The 17,868-nt window shown below is 71.5% G+C and carries 16 protein-coding genes and 1 riboswitch; all 16 genes read right to left on the reverse strand.

Annotated features, from left to right (window positions below; genetic code table 11):
• Nucleotides 1–31 precede the first annotated feature (31 nt).
• Nucleotides 32–1,708, reverse strand: coding sequence for a hypothetical protein (locus ABD419_RS23440; RefSeq protein ID WP_344492037.1), 1,677 nt, complete (start codon nt 1,706–1,708; stop codon nt 32–34).
• 90 nt (nt 1,709–1,798) lie between these two features.
• Nucleotides 1,799–4,648 carry an aminomethyl-transferring glycine dehydrogenase gene (gcvP, locus tag ABD419_RS23445; protein ID WP_425556180.1) on the reverse strand — a complete coding sequence of 950 codons (2,850 nt, stop codon included), beginning with the start codon at nt 4,646–4,648 and terminating at the stop codon, nt 1,799–1,801.
• Nucleotides 4,649–4,686: 38 nt separating this feature from the next.
• Nucleotides 4,687–4,787: riboswitch (glycine riboswitch) on the reverse strand.
• Between the two features lie 21 nt (nt 4,788–4,808).
• A complete protein-coding gene (locus ABD419_RS23450) occupies nt 4,809–5,369 on the reverse strand; it encodes a MerR family transcriptional regulator (protein ID WP_344492043.1) in 561 nt (186 codons plus the stop codon).
• A gap of 103 nt (nt 5,370–5,472) precedes the next feature.
• Entirely contained in the window at nt 5,473–5,943 is a 471-nt protein-coding gene (locus ABD419_RS23455; protein WP_344492046.1) for a bifunctional nuclease family protein, read from the reverse strand.
• A 126-nt stretch (nt 5,944–6,069) separates the two neighbouring features.
• Nucleotides 6,070–6,504 carry an FHA domain-containing protein gene (locus tag ABD419_RS23460; RefSeq protein ID WP_112133387.1) on the reverse strand — a complete coding sequence of 145 codons (435 nt, stop codon included), beginning with the start codon at nt 6,502–6,504 and terminating at the stop codon, nt 6,070–6,072.
• A 36-nt stretch (nt 6,505–6,540) separates the two neighbouring features.
• Nucleotides 6,541–6,918: a glycine cleavage system protein GcvH gene (gene gcvH, locus ABD419_RS23465; RefSeq protein WP_344492051.1), complete on the reverse strand. Its 378-nt coding sequence runs from the start codon at nt 6,916–6,918 to the stop codon at nt 6,541–6,543.
• Between the two features lie 142 nt (nt 6,919–7,060).
• Nucleotides 7,061–7,669, reverse strand: a complete 609-nt coding sequence (locus tag ABD419_RS23470) for a CDP-alcohol phosphatidyltransferase family protein (protein ID WP_344492054.1) — start codon at nt 7,667–7,669, stop codon at nt 7,061–7,063.
• A 349-nt stretch (nt 7,670–8,018) separates the two neighbouring features.
• Nucleotides 8,019–8,633 (reverse strand): hypothetical protein, encoded by a 615-nt coding sequence (locus ABD419_RS23475; RefSeq protein ID WP_344492057.1) that lies wholly within the window; start codon nt 8,631–8,633, stop codon nt 8,019–8,021.
• A gap of 157 nt (nt 8,634–8,790) precedes the next feature.
• Nucleotides 8,791–9,393 (reverse strand): DUF624 domain-containing protein, encoded by a 603-nt coding sequence (locus ABD419_RS23480; protein WP_344492060.1) that lies wholly within the window; start codon nt 9,391–9,393, stop codon nt 8,791–8,793.
• A gap of 5 nt (nt 9,394–9,398) precedes the next feature.
• Nucleotides 9,399–10,289 (reverse strand): carbohydrate ABC transporter permease, encoded by an 891-nt coding sequence (locus ABD419_RS23485; protein WP_344492063.1) that lies wholly within the window; start codon nt 10,287–10,289, stop codon nt 9,399–9,401.
• Nucleotides 10,286–11,275 carry a carbohydrate ABC transporter permease gene (locus tag ABD419_RS23490; RefSeq protein ID WP_344492066.1) on the reverse strand — a complete coding sequence of 330 codons (990 nt, stop codon included), beginning with the start codon at nt 11,273–11,275 and terminating at the stop codon, nt 10,286–10,288. Before ABD419_RS23490 ends, ABD419_RS23485 begins: the two co-directional genes overlap by 4 nt.
• A 68-nt stretch (nt 11,276–11,343) precedes the next feature.
• Nucleotides 11,344–12,639 (reverse strand): ABC transporter substrate-binding protein, encoded by a 1,296-nt coding sequence (locus ABD419_RS23495; protein ID WP_344492069.1) that lies wholly within the window; start codon nt 12,637–12,639, stop codon nt 11,344–11,346.
• Between the two features lie 54 nt (nt 12,640–12,693).
• Nucleotides 12,694–14,160, reverse strand: a complete 1,467-nt coding sequence (locus ABD419_RS23500) for a rhamnulokinase (protein ID WP_344492072.1) — start codon at nt 14,158–14,160, stop codon at nt 12,694–12,696.
• Nucleotides 14,157–16,199 (reverse strand): bifunctional aldolase/short-chain dehydrogenase, encoded by a 2,043-nt coding sequence (locus ABD419_RS23505; protein ID WP_344492075.1) that lies wholly within the window; start codon nt 16,197–16,199, stop codon nt 14,157–14,159. Before ABD419_RS23505 ends, ABD419_RS23500 begins: the two co-directional genes overlap by 4 nt.
• Nucleotides 16,200–17,369, reverse strand: coding sequence for an L-rhamnose isomerase (gene rhaI / locus ABD419_RS23510; protein ID WP_344492078.1), 1,170 nt, complete (start codon nt 17,367–17,369; stop codon nt 16,200–16,202). It abuts the gene before it with no gap.
• A complete protein-coding gene (locus ABD419_RS23515; RefSeq protein ID WP_344492081.1) occupies nt 17,366–17,764 on the reverse strand; it encodes an L-rhamnose mutarotase in 399 nt (132 codons plus the stop codon). Before ABD419_RS23515 ends, rhaI begins: the two co-directional genes overlap by 4 nt.
• Nucleotides 17,765–17,868: the final 104 nt, after the last annotated feature.

The raw sequence follows: 17,868 nt of genomic DNA on the forward strand, positions 1-17,868 counted from the left end.
CGAGCCGCCCTCCCGAACCGAGTGGGCCACCTCACGCCGGGGCGATCGTCCCCAGGATCCCGCCCTCCGACGGCGCCGGCAGGTACGACCCGCCCGCCGCCGTCGCCAGCGACGTCAGGTTCTCCGCATCCGCCTCACCGAACCCGACCGTGTACACCGTGGCCGCCCCCGCCATCCCCTCCAGGGTCTGCGCGGTCTCCTCGACCGTCGGCAGGCTCTCGGTGTCCATCCCCGAATTGGTCAAGACGACCACCACGTTCGCGGCCCCCTCGACGAGGTGCTCGTTCAGATCCCCGTACGCCGCCACCAGCGAGTCGTACAGCGGCGCACCGCCCTCATAGACCGCGTTCTCCGACAGGGCGTACAACTCGTCGGTCAGCGCCGACTTCCCCTCCTGCGACATCTCCGCCGAGGCCACCACCGACCGCCAGTTCGACTCGCCCCCCGCACCGACCCCGTACTCCCACAAGCCCGCCCGCCACGTCGGCTCCATCTCACCGACCATGTCGATCGCCATCCGCACCGCCGCGATCCCGGCCTCCACGGTGTCCCCGCCGTACTCGACGGTCTCCTCCATCGTCGCCGACGACCAGTCCAGCAGGAACAGCACGTTCAAGTCCTGCGCCCCCGACTGCCAGGCCCGCACCGCCGACCCGACCGCATCCGGCGTCGTCTGCGCCAGCGCGGCCGCGCCGTCGTCCACCGCAGCGAGCTCGGGATCCGAGAACGCACCCGAATCGACCTGCGACGCCACGAACGCCCCGAACCGCTCCGCGATCTCCGCATCCGACTCCGACACCCACGCCGCCCCGCCCAGCACCAGATAGGACGCAACCGCCGACACCGACGTACCGCTCGGCGTGACCGGCACCAGCGGCACCTCCGGCGCCACCGTCGAGTTGAAGTCCTCCACCTGGTAGTCCAGCATCGTCATCACCTGCGACGGATCACCCGCCTCCAGATACGCGTCCTTCAACGCCGACGCGTCCGCCGCCGACGAACCCGCCTCGATCGCCGCCGCATACGCGTCCGCCGCCGGCTGCGAGAAGCCCCCCGCACCATCGGACGACGCGTTCAGCAACGCGACCAGCCCCTCCGTCGACGACCGGGGATTCGCGGCCGCGAGGTTGATCGTCCCCGCCGCCGCCGCGTCCACCACCGCCTGCCACGTCGGCGGCTCACCCCCCAGCCAGCCCAGCTCCGTCGCAGTCGACTCCGCCACCGCCAGCACCGACCCCGCCTCACCCAGGACCACCGGCTCCGACGTCACATACCCGGCCGTCGCCTCACCCGACGCCAGCCACGACCCCCACGCCTGCGCATCCGGCGCCCACGCGATCGGCCGGTTCCCGAACGACATCGTGTCCCAGTTCCCGGTGATCCCCCGCGACGCGTCCGCCGCCGACACCTCCGTCACCTCCACACCGATGCACTGCCCGTCGAGCTCAGGCTGCTCCCGCTCCCACGCCTGCGCCGCATCCTCCAGCGACCCGTACACGCTCGGCGCCGCCGCCACCGTCACCCGCCACATGTCACCCGAGCACCCCGACCGCAGCAGCGCCACGAAACCCCAGGTCAAACCAGACGCCACCAGCACGCACACCAGCGTGATCACGATCCACGGCGCGACCAGCATCTTCTGGCCGCCCTTCTTGCGCCGCCGACCGAGACGGTGCGACTTCACCTTGTGCTCAATACCGAAAACCATGCGCGTCACTCCTGGGGGGATCGTCGGCAGCCAGTCTAGAGCCCGCATGTCGGAGGCCCGCTCACAGTGGTGAGCGGACCTCCCGAACCACTACTCCCCGAACGCCTCGATCGGCGGACACGTGCACGCCAGGTTGCGGTCCCCCCACGCATTGTCGATCCGACCCACCGGCGGCCAGTACTTCGCGGCACCGACCCCCGCCGGCCACGCCGCCTCCGACCGCGAATACGCACGGTCCCACCCGTCGGCGGTCACCACCGCCGCAGTATGCGGAGCCGCACGCAGCGCCGACGCCTCCACCGCGACCGCACCGGACGCGACCGCGTCGATCTCGCCCCGGATCGCGACCATCGCCGCCACGAACCGGTCCAGCTCCGCCAGGTCCTCCGACTCCGTCGGCTCCACCATGAGCGTCCCCGCCACCGGGAACGACATCGTCGGCGCATGGAACCCGTAGTCGATCAGCCGCTTCGCCACGTCCTCCACCGTCACCCCCGAGTCCTTCGTCAACTCCCGCAGGTCGAGGATGCACTCGTGCGCCACCAGCCCGTGCTCGCCCGTGTAGAGCACCGGGAAGTGCTCGCGCAGCCGCACCGCCACGTAGTTCGCCGCCAGCACCGCGCTCGCGGTCGCGGCGGTCACGCCGGCGGAGCCCATCATCCGCAGGTACATCCACGGGATCTGGAGGATGCCCGCCGACCCCCACCGCGCCTGCGACACCGGCCCGACCGCACCGGACGGGTCCGACGGGTCGGAGGGCAGGAACGGGACCAGGTGCTCGGCCACCGCGACCGGGCCCACGCCTGGTCCGCCGCCGCCGTGCGGGATGCAGAACGTCTTGTGCAGGTTCAGATGCGACACGTCGGCGCCGAACCGGCCCGGCTTCGCCCACCCCAGCAGCGCGTTCAGGTTCGCGCCGTCGACGTACACCTGCCCGCCCGCGTCGTGGACGCGCGCGCACACCTCGACGATGGTCGACTCGTACACCCCGTGGGTCGACGGGTACGTGACCATCAGCGCCGCCAGGCGGTCGGCGTGCGCCGCGATCTTCGCGTCCAGGTCGGGCAGGTCCACGTTCCCGGCCTCGTCGCACGCGACCACGACCACGCGCATGCCCGCGAGCACCGCCGACGCCGCGTTCGTGCCGTGCGCCGACGCCGGGATCAGGCACACGTCGCGCCCGGCCTCCCCGCGGGCGTGCTGCCACGCCCGGATCGCCAGCAGCCCCGCGAGCTCGCCCTGCGAGCCCGCGTTCGGCTGCACCGACACCGCCGCGTACCCGCACACGTCCGCCAGCCAGCCCTCCAGCTGGTCGATGAGCGCCCGCCAGCCCTCGGTCTGGTCCGCGGGCGCCAGCGGGTGCACGTCGGCGAACTCGGGCCAGGAGATCGGCTCCATCTCCGCGGCCGCGTTCAGCTTCATCGTGCACGACCCCAGCGGGATCATGCCCCGGTCGAGCCCGTAGTCCATGTCAGCCAGGCGCTTGAGGTACCGCATCATCGCCGTCTCGGAGTGGTGCGCCGTGAACACCGGGTGCGTCAGGTACGCCGACTCGCGCCGCAGCGCCACCGGGACGTCCAAGGCCACCGGACCGCCCAGCGCGACCCCGAACGCCGCGCACACCGCCTCCAGGTCCGCGGCCGTCGTCGTCTCGTCGCAGGCCGCCGCGACCGTGTCCGCGTCGACGAACCGCAGGTTCACCCCCGCCTCGGCCGCCGCCGCGACGACCTCGCCCGCCCGGCCCGGCACCGACGCGGTCACGGTGTCGAACCACCCGTCCGACGCGACCGCCACACCCCCGGCCGCCAGCGACGCCGCCACCCGGGCCGCCTGGCCCGCCGCGTGCTCGGCGATCTGCCGCAGCCCCTGCGGACCGTGCCACACCGCGAACGACGACGCGATCACCGCCGGCAGCACCTGCGCCGTGCAGATGTTGCTCGTCGCCTTCTCACGCCGGATGTGCTGCTCACGCGCCTGCAGCGCCAGACGCAGCGCCGGCTGGTCGCCCGAATCGCGCGACACCCCGACCAGGCGCCCCGGCAGCTGCCGCTGCAGCGACTCGCCCACCGACATGTAGCCCGCGTGCGGACCGCCGAAGCCCATCGGCATGCCCAACCGCTGCGTCGACCCCACCGCGATGTCCGCCCCGAACTCGCCCGGCGCGACCAGCAGCGTCAACGCCAGCAGGTCCGCCGCGACCGTCACGAGCGCGTGCCGCGCATGGACCGCCTCCACGACCGCGCGCCAGTCGCGCACCTCGCCCCCGGCCCCCGGATACTGGAGCAGCACCCCGAACACGCCCTCCGGGACCTCCTCGGACAGGTCGGCGACCACCAGGTCGATCCCGACCGGCTCCGCACGTGTGCGCAGCACCGCCAGCGTCTGCGGCAGCACCCGCACGTCCACGGCGAACACGTCGCCGACCCCGCGCTTCGCCGCGCGCCGCGCCAGCAGCATCGCCTCGGCCGCCGCCGTCGCCTCGTCCAGCAGGCTCGCGCCCGCCACCGGCAGACCCGTCAGGTCCGCCACCATCGTCTGGAAGTTCAGCAGCGCCTCCAGGCGCCCCTGCGAGATCTCCGCCTGGTACGGCGTGTACGCCGTGTACCACGACGGGTTCTCCAGCACGTTCCGCCGGATCACCGCCGGCGTGTGCGTCCCGAAGTAGCCCAGGCCGATCATCGACCGCATCGCCCGGTTGCGCCCCGCCAGGCCCGCGAGCTCGGCCTGCGCCTCGGTCTCCGACACGGCCGCCGGCAGCGCCAGACCGTCCCGGGAGCGGATCAACTCGGGCATGCACGCGTCCATCAGCGCGTCCAGGCTCGGATACCCGACCGCCTTGAGCATGGCGTCCTGATCCGCGGGATCGGTGCCGATGTGGCGGGCGGCGAAGGAAGAACGGTCGGTCACGGTACCTCCGGTGACATGGGACGACACTGGCATCCCCTCGTCTGTCACCACAGGTGCGGCTTCAGAGCGGCCTAACCCGAACGGTCCTGGTACCTGAGAGTTTGAAGCGAGGGACTTGCCCCTTCGGTGCCGTGTAGCGCATGAGGCCCACGATCTCTCCCGCCCGGTTTTCCGGCTCTGCCGCCATCGTAGGTCAGGACACCCCGCGCCGGCGACCGGGCACACCCGAGGTGTGGCGCTCCTCCACCCGCCCCGGCCCGTGCAGCTGCGTCGGCGCCTTCACCGGCGCCTCCCCCGGCAGCGTCGACAACCGCCCCATCACCTCGGTGACCGTCGACCGCACCGCGATCCCGAACACGCCCTGCCCGCCCCGAAGCAGATCGATCACCTCGCCCGCCGACCGGCACTCGTACACCGTCGACCCGTCCGACATCAGCGTGATCTCGGCCAGGTCCTTCACCCCGCGCGACCGCAGCGCCTCCACGGCCTTCCGGATGTTCTGCAGCGACACCCCCGCATCGAGCAGCCGCTTGATGACCTTCAGGACGATGATGTCCCGGAACGAGTACAGCCGGTTCGACCCCGACCCCGACGCCGCCCGGATGCTCGGCTCCACCAGCCCCGTGCGCGCCCAGTAGTCCAACTGCCGGTACGTGATGCCCACGACCCTGCACGCCGCCGTCCCGCGCCACCCGCGAATCTGACTCAACGGCACCGCCGGCCGTCCCGACGAGGGTTCACTGTGGGCGTCCATCGCACATCCTCCGAGGTCAACCGGTGCTTACGAGGGTGAGCCTAAACGCCGCCACCCTCCACCATGGGCCGAACCAGAGAAAACCTCGAACCGGAGCGGACCCTCAGCGGTTCTCCTCGAAGTCCTCGGGCGTGACCTCCTCGAGGAACTCCCGGAACTTCTCCACCTCGTCCTCCTGCGTGTCCGGCAGGACCACCCCGGCCTCGTCCAGCACCTCGTCGGCGCACCAGATCGGCGCCTCCGTCCGCAGCGCGATCGCGATCGCGTCCGACGACCGCGACGACACCCGCGTCCGCCCGTCCAGCACCAGCTCCGCGAAGTAGATCGTGTCCCGCAGCTCCGTGATCTCCACCGCCGTCAGCGCCACGTCCAGCGCGTCCAGCACGTCCCGGATCAGGTCGTGCGTCAGCGGACGCGACAACTGGACCTCCTGCTGCTGGTACGCGATCGCCGCCGCCTCGACCGTCCCGATCCAGATCGGCAGGTACCGATTCCCGTCGACCTCTTTGAGGAGCACCACCGGCTGGTTGCTCGGGAGTTCCACGCGGACTCCGACCACGGTCATCATCCGCACCGGTAACGCCTCCAACGGATCGCCGACTAATGGAAGGACCCGCCAGGGACTGGCCCGGGCGGGTCCTGAGACTCTCAGCCTACTGCGCCGATGACGCGCGCGCGGCGCGCGCCGGGGGACGCGCGGTCAGGCGGTCGGCTTGGGGCCGGAGATGAACACCAGGCGGAACTTGCCGATCTGCACCTCGTCGCCGTTGCCCAGACCCGCGGTCTCCACGCGCTCGCGGTTGACGTAGGTGCCGTTCAGGCTGCCGACGTCGCGGACGGTGAATCCCGACGCGTCGCGGTGGAACTCGGCGTGGCGCCGCGAGACCGTCACGTCGTCGAGGAAGATGTCGGAGTCAGGGTGGCGGCCGGAGGTCGTCACCTCGGTGTTCAGCAGGAAGCGCGCACCGGCGTTCGGCCCGCGGCGGACCACCAGCAACGCGGTGCCCGCCGGCAGGGAGTCCGCCAACCGGGCGGAGTTGAGCTCCGCGTCAACCTCGCCGCCCTCCTGCAGGGCGGACAGGTTCATCGTGGCCGTCACATCCGGCGGAGGGAACTCGTCATTCGAACGCGTCATGGGATTGCCACCTTCTAGCAAGTCTGGACCCTCTGGTCACTCCGTAAGCTTCGCATACGCTCCGGCGTCGAGCAAAGCACTGAGCGAGCCGGCATCCTCGACTTCGATGTCGAACATCCAGCCCGCCGCATAGGGGTCGCTGTTCACCAATTCCGGGGATTCCGACAATTCGTCATTGCACGCAAGAATCTTACCGGTCAACGGAGCGTACACGTCGGAGACGCTCTTGGTCGACTCGACTTCGCCGACCACGTCACCAGCCCGAACCTCGGCGCCCGCCTCCGGAAGTTGGACGTATACGACGTCGCCCAGGGCGCTCTGCGCGAACTCGGTGATGCCGATGCGGAGGACGTTCCCCTCGCGCTGCTCGACCCACTCGTGCTCCGCCGTATAGCGCAGTTCTTCCGGAATCACCTGGTGCTCCCCTCTGAGGACCCCGCCGGGAGGCGGGTCGGACGCCCATGACCGTATCGCCCGGCCGAATCGGCGCTGCATCGGGTCGGCGGCCGCGTGATCGCGCGCCGCTCGCAGAGCAGCGGTGGGACCGCTTCACCGCTCAGGCGGCGATCTCGGTGCGCGGCAGCCCGGCCTTGAGGATCTGGCGGGCCTGGCGCAGGTAGACCAGGGCCGCGAGCCAGTACAGGCCCAGGCCCCACCAGGCGAGGGCCCAGCCGAGCGGCTTGGCCCAGAAGTCGGCCTCCGGCACGAGCCCGGCGATGACGAGCACCGGGAACGTGCAGAACACGATCGTCGTCGAGGCCTTCCCGAGGAAGTGCACCTGGGGCGGGGCGTGGCCGTGCCAGCGCAGCACGATGACCATGGCGACCATGACGGCCTCGCGGGCGAGGGCCGCGAGCGTGAACAGCCACGGCAGCAGGCCGACGTAGGTGAGCGCCAGGAGCGCGGTGAGGATGTAGAGGCGGTCCACGAAGGGGTCGAGGAGCCGGCCGAGCTTGGAGACCTGGTTGAGGTGGCGGGCGAGCTGCCCATCGACCCAGTCGGTGCCGCTGCCTATGGCGAGGACGACCGCGGCCTGCCAGTAGTACTGCGTCGCCAGCAGGAGGTAGCAGAACAGCGGGATGCCGAGCAGGCGCACGGCGGTGACCAGATTGGGCCAGGTCCACACCCCCCAACCGGCGGGCGGCGCTGCTGCTGACTTGCTCAAGGCGGTCCTCTCGGCGGCGCCGGCCGCGGCGGCGGTCCGGTGCCCTGGGTCGGTCTCCTCTCGCTCGCCGGTGGACGAGCGGTGTGTGGTCGTTTCGTTTCGCTTCGGTGGGTGTACCGCGATTCTAGCCGTAGCAACCGACACCCGGAGCGGGGAAATCCGAGGCCCTGTTTCTGTGGTTGACGGGCGAAGCCCGGCGTTGTCTCTTTCTGAGCTTGGAATGCGCCGGTCCTCAGAGGAGGCGGCACGCCTCGGAGTCGATATATCTCTTATATAAAACGTGATAGGAAACAACCCGGGCCGGTCCGCTGGGACCGGCCCGGGTCACGTGTGGGAGGCCGGGCGGCGCCTAGACGGCGGGCGCGCCGGGGATGAACTTCTCGGGCTCCTCCTTGCGGAAGTACGCGTTGGAGGCGGGCAGGGCCAGCAGCACGATCACCAGCAGCGAGCCGAGGACGCCCAGGGCGATGACGCCGTAGTCGACGACCGCCGTCCAGGACGGGTAGGCGCCGTAGGCGGCGTCGATGAGCGCCTGCGCGTCGAGGCCCTCGGTGCCGGAGGCCTCCAGGCCGGCGTCCAGGGACGCCGCGCCCGCGAACAGACCGAAGGCGAGGAAGCCGCCGCAGATGAGAACGAGCGGCTGCACGATCCAGGTGAGGATGCGGCCGACGCGGTTGCCCGCGCCGTTGAGCAGCGCGAGGACGATCAGGACGACGGCGAACCCGATCATGGCGATCGCGTTGACGCCGCCGCCTTCGAAGGTGAACCCGTCGGGCAGGTCGGACAGGGTGTAGCCCTGGGCTTCGAGCTCGGCCTCGGCGGCGGCCTGCGCGTCGGCGCCGTAGAGGTAGCCGACGACCGCCTGGGCGGCGAGGAACAGCGCCAGCAGGATCTGGATCCACACGGCGAAGCTGACCGATCCGGGTCGGGACTTGCCGGTGGGTTGGGGCGGGGTCTGGGACATGGGTTGCCTCCGTGCGGGTTCACGGGTGCCGGCCGTGACGGCCGGACCACTGGGGGTGGTACGCCCTTCACGCTAGCAAGCATCGACGCCCGTCGCTGGAAGGAATACCGGTCCTTCTCGCGCAGGACGCCGCCCGGCGCCGCCTCGGCCGTGAGGACTACTCCCCCGCCGCCTCCTCGGCGCGGTCCAGTCGCCTGCGCCGCACGGCCACCGCCGCCCCCGCGAGGCACCCCGCCATCGGCACCGCCAGGAGCCACAGGGCCCACGCGGCGGCCGCGAAGGCCGCCAGTCCCCCCAGGAGGATGCCGGTGCCCGCGGGGTCGGTCCTGGTGTGGTCCAGGGCCGCCGCGAACAGCTCGCGCCAGCGCGCGCCGGGCGTCCAGTCTGCGGCGGCGCGCAGGAGCACGGTGAGCGCGAGGGACGCGACGGCGAACGTCGCCAGGGCGAACCCGGGGCGGCCGGGCACGCCCTCCTGCGCGAGCACCGCGAGGTTGAGCGCCAGGAGGAGTGCGGCGCCGAGCATCGCCAGGCCGACCCGCCAGCCGGTGCGCCAGGCCGCGCGGAAGTCGGCCCAGAAGGCGCCCCAGGAGGCCGGGTCGCCTTCGGTGTAGGCGCGCAGGTGGCGGGCCGCGGCCGCGAACGCGGCCGGGACCGTCACGACCGGCAGTGCGGCCAGCGCGAACCAGACGCCGGTGAGCAGGCACTCGGCGAAGAGCGCGAAGCCGTCGCCGAACGCCTGCCGCCGCGGCCGGGCCGTCATCGCCACTAGCCCTTGATCCCGGACGCGGCGATGCCCTTGATGAGGAACTTCTGGAAGACCAGGAAGAACAGCACCACGGGGATGAGCGACAGGAGGGTCATGGCCATCATGCCGCCGTAGTTGGAGACGGCCTCGGTGTTGTTGTAGGACTGCAGGAGCCGCGGCAGGGGGAACTTCTCGATCTCGTGGAGGTAGATCAGGGGGCCCATGAAGTCGTTCCAGGAGCCGATGAACGTGAAGATCGAGGAGGTCACGATCGCCGGGCGCAGGAGCGGCAGCATGATCGAGAAGAAGATGCGGACGTGCCCGGCGCCGTCGATGGTCGCGGCCTGGTCGAGTTCGCGGGGGATGCCGCGCAGGAACTGGACGTACATGAACACGAAGAACGCGTCCAGGGCCAGGAACTTGCCGATGACGAGCGGGAAGATCGTGTTGACGACGTCGAGCTCGGAGAAGATCAGGTACTGCGGGATGAGCATGACCTGGCCGGGGAGCAGGAGCGTCGCGATGACGACGGCGAACATGGCCTTGCGGCCGGGGAACTCCAGGCGGCCGAGGGCGTAGGCGGTGATGGAGCAGGAGACGACGATGCCGACCACCGAGAGGGCGGCGATGACGAACGAGTTCCAGAAGAACCGCCACAGCGGGACGCCGGCGAGGCCGTCGAAGGCGCTCGCGAAGTTCTCCCAGGTGACCGTGGTGGGGATCGGCGACATGTCGGTGATGATGTCGGCGTTGGGTTTGACGGAGGCGGTGAGGACCCAGAACGCCGGGTAGAGGACGACGACGAGGGACGCCAGGAGGCACAGGTGCCAGATCAGGGACCTGCCGCGTTCGGCGGGGGTGCGCTTGCGGCGGCCGACGACACGCGACGGGGCTTGGGCAGTGGCGGTCATTTGTTGTCCTCCCCCGCGTAGTAGACGAGGTTCTTGGCGGCGCGGAACATGATGAGGGTGACGACGCCGACGGCGAGCACGAGCATCCACGCCCACGCGGAGGCGTAGCCCATGCGCAGGTCGACGAAGGCGAGCGCGTAGATGCGCACGGTGTAGAAGAGGGTGGACCAGGCCGGTCCGCCGGCGGTGCCGCCGATGATGAAGGCGGGGCCGAACATCTGGAAGGCGTGGACGGTCTCCATGAGGACGTTGAAGAAGATGACCGGGGAGAGCATGGGGATCGTGATGTGCACGAACCGGTGCCACTTGCCGGCGCCGTCGACCTCGGCGGCCTCGTAGAGCTCGCCGGGGACCTGGAGGAGGCCGGCCATGAAGATGACCATGGGCGCGCCGAAGGTCCACACGCTGAGCAGGACGAGCATGAGGATGGAGACGTCGGGGTTGCCGATGAACCCGCCGCCCTCCCAGCCGAACAGGCTCATGAACTGGTCCTGGGGGCCGTCGGCGGCGAAGAGCGCCTTCCAGACCAGGGCCATGCCGACGCTCATGGCGATGAGCGAGGGCATGTAGAACGCGGCCCGGTAGAAGCCGATGCCGCGGCGCCGCTGGGTGAGGAGCATGGCGACGGCGAGCGAGGCGGCGAGCTTGAGCGGGACGGCGAGGACGACGTAGAGGAGGGTGACCTTCACGGCGCGGGCGAACATGGGGTCCGCGAACATGGCCGTGTAGTTGTCGAAGCCGATGAGGTCGCCGCCGAGGATCAGGTGGTAGTCGGTGAACGAGAGGTACAGCGACCACAGCATGGGCCCCACGGTGAACACCAGCGAGCCGATGATCCAGGGGGTCATGAAGGTGTAGCCGGTGAGCAGCTCGCCGCGGCGCGAGATCGCGGGGCGGCGCTTGCCGTCCTTCTTCTGCTTGGCCTTCGCGGCGAGTGCTCCGGCCTCGTGCGCCGCGGGCGGGGCCGCGGTGGATGGGGCTGTCACGGTGAGGTTCCTTATCGGCGTGGGCTTCGGGTCGCGGAGCGCTGCGGCGCTCCGCGACCCTCTGGTCGTTACTGCTCGGAGGCGAGGAGGGTCTCGGCCTCGGTGAAGAAGAGGTCGGCGGCTTCGGCGCCGGTCATCTCCGCGTACTGGACCTGCTGGTAGATCTCGCCGAACTTGACCTCGATCGCGCCGGTGGCCGCGGGCGGGGCGGGCGGCGGGGTGGTGAGGTACTGGGAGACGCCGGCCTCGTAGTCGAGGACGGCCTGGGCGTACTGGTCGAGCTCGACGTTCTCGAGGCCGACGTTGGTGGCCGGGATGCCGCGGTTGGTGCCGAGGATCGCGATCGCCTCGGGGTCGCCGAGGAAGAAGTCGATGAACTTGGCGGCGGCCTCGGCCTGCTCGGTGGCGGCCGAGATGACCAGCTGCATCGAGGGCTTGAGGTAGAGGCCGAGGTTGGCCGGGTCCAGCGACGGGGGCGCGGCGAGGGCGAGGGTGCCGCCGTTGGCCTCGACGGTGGGCGAGAAGCCGGGCATGAAGTTGTCCCAGCCGATCTCGGAGGCGAGGACGTCCTGCACGAGGCCGCCTTCGGTCCACTCGATGGTGGTCTCGACCGGCGGGACGTTCCCGGCGGCGTACAGCTCGGCGGTGGTGGCCCACCACTCGACGAGCTGCTCCTTGGTGAAGTTGAGGGCGGTGCCGTCCTCGGTGTAGAACGAGCCGCCCTGCTGGCGCAGCCACAGCTCCATGAAGTGGTACTGGCCGGCCCAGTCGCCGCCGCCCCACTTGCCTTCGCCGAGGGCGGGGGTGAGGGTGGCGATGTCGGCGCCGTACTGGTCCCAGCTGTAGCCGGGGGCCGGGGCGGCGACGCCGTGCGCCTCGAACCAGTCGGCGCGGTAGATCAGGCCGAGGGTGTTGCCGGCGGCGGGGACGGCGACGAGCTGGCCGTCGAGCTTGGCGGTCTCCAGGAAGCCCTCGCGGAAGTCGGAGGTGTCGACGACGCCTTCGAGCGGCAGGAGCATCCCGGAGCCGCCGAACTGGCGCAGGCGCGAGTAGTCCATCTGGAACACGTCCGGAAGGTCGCGCGAGGCCATGCGGCCGCTGAGGCCCTCCCAGTAGGTCGGGAAGTCGGCGAAGTTCGCCTTGATCTTGATGCCCTCGTTCTTGGACTCGAACAGGGCGATCACCTGGTTGGTGAGGTCGGCGCGGGTCTCGTCGCCCCACCATTCGAAGCTGATCTCGATCGGGTCGTCGGCGGTGCCGGCCGGCCCGTCGTCGCCGCACGCCGCGGCGGCCGCGAGCACGGCGGCCGCGGAGGCGCCCGTGAGGAGGGATCGGCGCCGGAGGCGGTAAGGGTGGCTGATCATCGTTGACTGCTCCTTCTTGTATGAGGGGTCCCGCCGGGGCGGGCCTTGCGGGAACTACGGGGTTCGCCCCAACAGGCGTTGGGTTGCTTGCAGCCAGGGGCCCTGGGGCCCTTGGGGTTCGTGGCGCCGGGGCTGCGCGGAGGCGCGGGCGGCGGCGCGGCGGGCCGCGGGCCCGGGCGCGACGAGGCCGAGGGCCTGGGCCTGGACGAGGGCGTTGCCGAGGGCGGTGGCCTCGTCGGGTCCGGCGAGGACGGTCCGTCCGGTGGCGTCGGCGGTGAGGCGGCACAGGAGGTCGTTGTTGGAGCCCCCGCCGACGATGTGAACGGTATCAATCCGCTCGCCGGTGAGGGCTTCGAGTGCGTCGATCGCGCGGCGGTGGGCCAGCGCGAGCGAGTCGAGCACGCAGGCGGCGACCTCGGCGGGGGTCTCGGGGACGGGCTGGCCGGTCTCGGCGCAGTAGGCGCGGATGCGGGCGGGCATGTCGCCGGGGTCGGCGAAGCGGGGGTCGTCGGGGTCGACGACCGAGCGCAGGCGCTCCTGCTCGGCCGCGTCCGCGAGGAGGTCGGCGAGGACGACGTCGCGGCCCTCGCGGCGCCAGGTGTCGACCGATTCGCTGAGGAGCCAGAGTCCGGCGACGTTGCGCAGGAACCGGATGGCGCCGTCGGCGCCGCGTTCGTTGGTGAACCCGGCGGCGAGGGCCTCGGGGGTGGTGATCGGGGTGGCGCGTTCGGTGCCGACGAGGGACCAGGTGCCGCAGGAGATGTAGGCGGCGCGGTCGCCTTCGTAGGGGACGGCCGCGACGGCGGCGGCGGTGTCGTGGCCGGCGGTGGCGATCACCTGGGTGGTGGCGGCCAGGCCAGTGGCCGCGGCGATCTCGGGGAGGATCGGGCCGAGGACGGTGCCGGTGGGGGTGATCGCGCCGAGGAGGTCGGCGCGGAAGCCCGCGGCGGTGCACAGCTCGTGGCGCCAGGTGCCGGTGCCCTGGTCGACGAGGCCGGTGGTGGAGGCGTTGGTGGCCTCGCACGCGGTGGCGCCCGAGAGCCAGTAGGCGATGAGGTCGGGGATGAGCAGGAGCCGGTCGGCGCGGTCGAGCGCGGCCGGGTCCTCGGCGGCGAGCTGGAACACGGTGTTGAACGGCTGGTGCTGGATGCCGGTGCGGGCGTAGAGGTTCGCGGGGTCGAGTTCGGCGAGGAGGCGGTCGCGGGCGGGGGCGTTGCGGGCGTCGCGGTAGCAGACGGGGTTGCCGAGGAGGCGGCCGTCCGCGTCGAGGAGTCCGTAGTCCACGGCCCAGGAGTCGACGCCGATCGCGGCGGCGTCGCCGACGGCGCGCAGGCCGTCGAGGACGCCGGCCCACAGTCCGAGGACGTCCCAGTGGAGGCGTCCTCGGACGGGCACGGCGCGGTTGGGGAACCGGGCGGCCTCGGTGAGGTCGATCCGGGGCCCCGCGTCGCCGTCGACGACGCGGGCGGCCATGACGCGTCCGGAGGACGCGCCGAGGTCGACGGCGGCGAGCGTGGTCACCGCAGGAACCCTTGCGGGTTGCCGGAGTCGACGGGGATGTGGACGCCGGTGGTGAGGCCGAGGTCGGGGCCGACGAGCGCGTAGACGGCGTCGGCGACCGAGGCGGGCAGGACCTCGCGCTTGAGGAGGGTGCGGCCGGCGTAGTAGCGGCCGAGGTCGGCTTCGTCGACGCCGTAGACGGCGGCGCGTTCGGCGCCCCAGCCGCCGGCGAAGATCCCGGAGCCGCGCACGACCCCGTCGGGGTTGACGCCGTTGACGCGGATGCCGTGCTCGCCGAGCTCGGCGGCGAGCAGGCGCACCTGGTGGGCCTGGTCGGCCTTGGTCGCGGAGTAGGCGATGTTGTTGGGGCCGGCGAAGATCGAGTTCTTGGAGGCGATGTAGACGATGTCGCCGCCCAGGCCCTGGGCGATCATGGTGCGGGCGGTCTCGCGGGAGACGAGGAACGAGCCCTTGGCCATGACGTCGTGCTGCAGGTCCCAGTCCGCGGCGGTGGTGTCGAGCAGCGGCTTGGAGAGGGAGAGCCCGGCGTTGTTGACGACGAGGTCGACGCCGCCGAAGGCGAGCGCGGCCTCGGCGACGGCGGCGGCCACCGCGGCCTCGTCGGTGACGTTGCAGGCCACGCCGACCGCGGTGTCGGCGGTGCCGATCTCGGCGGCCGCGGCGGCGGCCTTGTCGGCGTCGAGGTCGGCGATGACCACGCAGGCGCCTTCGGCGGCGAGTCGCGCGGCCGTGGCCTTGCCGATGCCCCCGGCCGCGCCGGTGACGAGCGCGATGCGCCCGGCGAGCGGCTTCGGCTTGGGGCGGCGCTGGAGCTTGGCCTCTTCGAGGGACCAGTACTCGATGCGGAACTTCTCCGACTCCTCGATGGGCCGGTAGGTCGAGACGGACTCGGCGCCGCGCATCACGTTGATCGCGTTGACGTAGAACTCGCCGGCGACGCGCGCGGTCTGCTTGTCGGCGCCGAATGAGAACATGCCGACGCCCGGGACCAGCACGATCGCCGGGTCCGCGCCGCGGATCGCCGGGGAGTCGGCGGCGGCGTACCGCTCGTAGTAGGCGCGGTAGTCGTCGCGGTAGGCGGCGTGGCGCTCCCGGAGCTGCGCGACGACGTCCGCCAGGGGCGCGTCGGCGGCGGTCTCCACGACCAGGGGGCGGACCTTGGTGCGCAGGAAGTGGTCCGGGCAGGAGGTGCCCAGGGCCGCGAGCTCGGGGAGGCGCTCGGAGGCGAGGAAGTCGAGGACCTCGGGGCTGTCGGTGAAGTGGCCGACCTGGCGGTGGTCGGTGGAGGCGAGGCCGCGGATCACGGGCGCGAGCGCGGCGGCGCGCTCGCGGCGGGCGGCGGGGTCGAGCGGGGCCCAGTGGGCGACGCGCTCGCCGAAGGGAGCGGGGCGGCCGTGCGCGGCGAGGTAGGCCTCGCAGCCGCTGATGATCTCCAGCGAGTTCGCCTCGCACTCCTCGGAGGTGTCGCCCCAGGCGGTGATGCCGTGGCCGCCGAGGATGCAGCCGATGGCCTGCGGGTTCGCGGCCTTGATCGCGGCGATGTCGAGGCCCAGCTGGAATCCGGGGCGGCGCCAGTCCACCCATGCGACGCGGCCTGCGAAGCAGGCCTCGGTGAGGGCGGGCCCGTCGGCGGCGGTCGCGAACGCGATGCCGGAGTCGGGGTGCAGGTGGTCGACGTGCGTCGCGTCGACCAGGCCGTGCATGGCGGTGTCGATCGAGGGCGCGGCGCCGCCGCGGCCGTGGAGGCAGTAGTCGAAGCGCTCGACCATCGCGTCCTCGTCATCGACGCCCGGGTAGGTGCCGACCATGGCGCGCATGCGGTCCAGGCGCAGGACCGCGAGTCCGGAGGCGGTGAGGGTGCCGAGGTCGCCGCCGGAGCCCTTGACCCACAGCAGCTCGACGTCCTCGCCGGTCACCGGGTCGGTCTCGGCGCCCTTGGCGGAGGTGTTGCCGCCGGCGAAGTTCGTGTTCCGCTTGTCCGCGCCGAGGCGGTTGGAGCGGGTGATCAGGTCGTCGACGGGGCCCGAGATGCTTCCCATTTAGGCGCCCCACCCGGCCTGGTTCCCGCCGACGCGGGCGGCCTTGATCTCCTCGGCGTACCCGGAGGCGGCGTACGCGGCGAGCGGGTCGGCGTCCAGGCCCTGCTCGGCGCGGACCTCGGCCAGGAGCGGGCGCACGTCGGTGTTGTAGGCGTCCATGAGGACCGCGTTCGCGCCGAGGACGTCGCCGGCCTGCTGGGCGGCGGCGAGGGCGTCCCGGTCGACCAGGAGGGCCTTGGCGGTCGCCTCCTGCACGTTCATGATCGAGCGGATCTGGCCGGGGATCTTCGGCTCGATGTTGTGGCACTGGTCGAGCATGTAGGCGATGCCGGAGTCCGGGAGGAGGACCTCGCGCAGCGACAGCTCGTGGAGGATGCGGAAGAGCTGGAACGGGTCGGCGGCGCCGACCATGAGGTCGTCGTCGGCGTAGAACCGGGAGTTGAAGTCGAAGCCGCCGAGCTTGCCCTCGCGCAGCAGGAACGCCACGATGAACTCGATGTTCGTGCCGGGGGCGTGGTGGCCGGTGTCGATGACGACCTGGGCCTTGGGGCCGAGCTTGAGGCAGTGCGCGTACGCGGTGCCCCAGTCGGGGACGTCGGTGGTGTAGAACGACGGCTCGAACAGCTTGTACTCCAGCAGGAGCCGCTGGTCGTCGCCGAGGCGCTCGTAGACCTCGGCGAGGACTTCGGCGAGGCGGTCCTGGCGGCCGGCGATGGAGTCCTGGCCGGGGTAGTTGGTGCCGTCGGCGAACCACAGCTTGAGGCTGTCGGAGCCGGTCGCGTCCATGATGTCGACGCACTCGAGGAGGTGGTCGGTGGCCCTGCGGCGGACCTTCGCGTCGGGGTGGCACACGGACCCGAGCATGTACTCGTCGTCCTGGAACGTGTTCGAGTTGATGGTCCCGATCCGCACGTTCAGCTCCGCGGCGTGGCGGGCGAGGTCGGCGTAGTCCTCGGTCTTGTCCCACGGGATGTGGAGGGCGACCGAGCCGGCGGCGCCGGTGTACCGGTGGACCTGGGCGGCGTCGGCGAGCTTCTCGTAGGGGTCGCGCGGGACGCCCTGCTGGGCGAAGACCTTGAAGCGGGTGCCCGAGTTCCCGAACGCCCACGAGGGCGTCTCGATGCTCTGGCCCGCCAGCACCTGCTTGGCGTAGGGGGTGCGGTCAGTCATGTGCCGGCTCCTTCAGCCGCGGCGTCGGCCGCGGCCAGTTGGGTCTCCAGGTTGAACACTTCGGTGAGGACGGTGAACGAGTCGTCCGCGTTGGCGCCGCCCGTTCCCTCGAAGAACGGGGCCATGGACGCCTGCCAGCGGGCGTTGACCTCGGTGCGGGCCATCGCTTCGCGGGCGGCGTCGAAGTCGGCGGTCTCGAGGTAGCCGACGAGGAGGCCGTCCTCGGACAGGAACAGGGAGTAGTTCGTCCAGCCGGTCGCGGCGAGCGCGCGGAGCATGTCGGGCCAGACCGCGGCGTGGCGCTCGCGGTACTCCTCGCGGCGCTCGGGCCGCACGCGGAGGGTGAAGCACACGCGGGTGAGCTCGTGCGGGCTCTCGGGTGGCGCGGCGGTCACGGGGTTCCTCCCTGAAGGGGTGCGGGGCGCGGCGTGTGAACGCCGTGTTTTTGAATCGTTTCATGAACGGATTTCGATAAAGTAGAACGCGAAGCAAGCGCTTG

This window comes from Glycomyces endophyticus, assembly GCF_039531525.1.
GTDB lineage: Bacteria > Actinomycetota > Actinomycetes > Mycobacteriales > Micromonosporaceae > Glycomyces > Glycomyces endophyticus.

Coding starts and splice junctions, on each gene's coding strand:
- ABD419_RS23440 (WP_344492037.1), bottom strand. CDS start 1,708: ATGGTTTTCGGTATTGAGCACAAGGTGAAGTCGCACCGTCTCGGTCGG.
- gcvP (WP_425556180.1), bottom strand. CDS start 4,648: ATGCCAGTGTCGTCCCATGTCACCGGAGGTACCGTGACCGACCGTTCT.
- ABD419_RS23450 (WP_344492043.1), bottom strand. CDS start 5,369: ATGGACGCCCACAGTGAACCCTCGTCGGGACGGCCGGCGGTGCCGTTG.
- ABD419_RS23460 (WP_112133387.1), bottom strand. CDS start 6,504: ATGACGCGTTCGAATGACGAGTTCCCTCCGCCGGATGTGACGGCCACG.
- ABD419_RS23475 (WP_344492057.1), bottom strand. CDS start 8,633: ATGTCCCAGACCCCGCCCCAACCCACCGGCAAGTCCCGACCCGGATCG.
- ABD419_RS23480 (WP_344492060.1), bottom strand. CDS start 9,393: ATGACGGCCCGGCCGCGGCGGCAGGCGTTCGGCGACGGCTTCGCGCTC.
- ABD419_RS23485 (WP_344492063.1), bottom strand. CDS start 10,289: ATGACCGCCACTGCCCAAGCCCCGTCGCGTGTCGTCGGCCGCCGCAAG.
- ABD419_RS23495 (WP_344492069.1), bottom strand. CDS start 12,639: ATGATCAGCCACCCTTACCGCCTCCGGCGCCGATCCCTCCTCACGGGC.
- ABD419_RS23505 (WP_344492075.1), bottom strand. CDS start 16,199: ATGGGAAGCATCTCGGGCCCCGTCGACGACCTGATCACCCGCTCCAAC.
- rhaI (WP_344492078.1), bottom strand. CDS start 17,369: ATGACTGACCGCACCCCCTACGCCAAGCAGGTGCTGGCGGGCCAGAGC.